1 protein-coding gene is annotated in these 942 nt (G+C 58.5%); it reads left to right on the forward strand.

All coding sequences use genetic code 11. The features are described from left to right. The first annotated feature begins 81 nt into the window (after positions 1-81). A protein-coding gene (locus IVA81_RS07160; protein ID WP_247314170.1) for an IS5 family transposase occupies positions 82-923 on the forward strand; the annotation gives its coding sequence in 2 pieces (ribosomal slippage) (positions 82-454 and positions 454-923; 843 coding nt in all). Positions 924-942 lie beyond the last annotated feature (19 nt).

Genomic DNA, 942 nt, shown 5'->3' on the forward strand with positions numbered 1-942 from the left:
CTTAGTGTCTGTCCGGGAACATCTTGAATCATCGGAATCATTTATGATTCAAGGGTGGCGGTCCGATTCGAAGGGGCGCCCATGTGGACGAAGGAGAACCGCGGTCGTTACGACCGAAGCCGGCTACGCTATCCAAGCGATTTGACTGATGAGGAATGGGCGTTGGTGGAGCCGCTGATTGCGCCAGCCAAGCGAGGCGGCAACAAGCGCACGGTCGATGTGCGCGAGGTGATCAATGGCCTGATGTATGTGCTGAGCACCGGTTGCCAATGGCGAGCGATCCCGAAGGACCTGCCGCCACGCAGCACGGTGCACGACTATTTTGACTTGTGGGCTTGGAACGGCACGCTCGACCGCATCCATCACGCGCTCTATGTACAATGTCGAGAATTGGCCAACCGAGAACCCAGCCCGAGCGCCGCCATCATCGACAGTCAAAGCGTCAAGAGCGCGGAAAAAGGGGGGCGTGGATCGACCCGCATGGCTACGATGCGGGCAAGAAGATCAAGGGCAAGAAGCGCCACATCCTAGCCGATACTCAAGGCTTGCTGCTCCACGCCCTCGTGCATTCGGCGGACATCCAGGATCGTGACGGTGGGGTGCTGGTGATGGCCACGCTGTTTGGCCTGCATCCATTCCTGCTGAAGCTCTATGCTGACGGCGGCTATCAGGGGCCGATCTTTCAGTCCGCCGTTCGCAAAATCCTCCGGCAAATCGACGTCGAGATCGTCAAGCGCTCCGATACAGCAAAGAGTTTTGCGATCTTGCCCAAGCGATGGATCGTCGAACGCACCATCGCCTGGCTCAACCGCTGCCGCCGTTTGGCCAAGGATTGGGAGTGCCTCAACCGAAAGGCATTGGCGTTCTTGCGCCTCGCCTCAATCCGCCTCATGCTGCGAAAGCTCTGCCAAAAAACAGCATGATCCCGGACAGACTCTTAGG

Source organism: Bradyrhizobium sp. 141 (assembly GCF_023074055.1).
Taxonomy (GTDB): domain Bacteria; phylum Pseudomonadota; class Alphaproteobacteria; order Rhizobiales; family Xanthobacteraceae; genus Bradyrhizobium.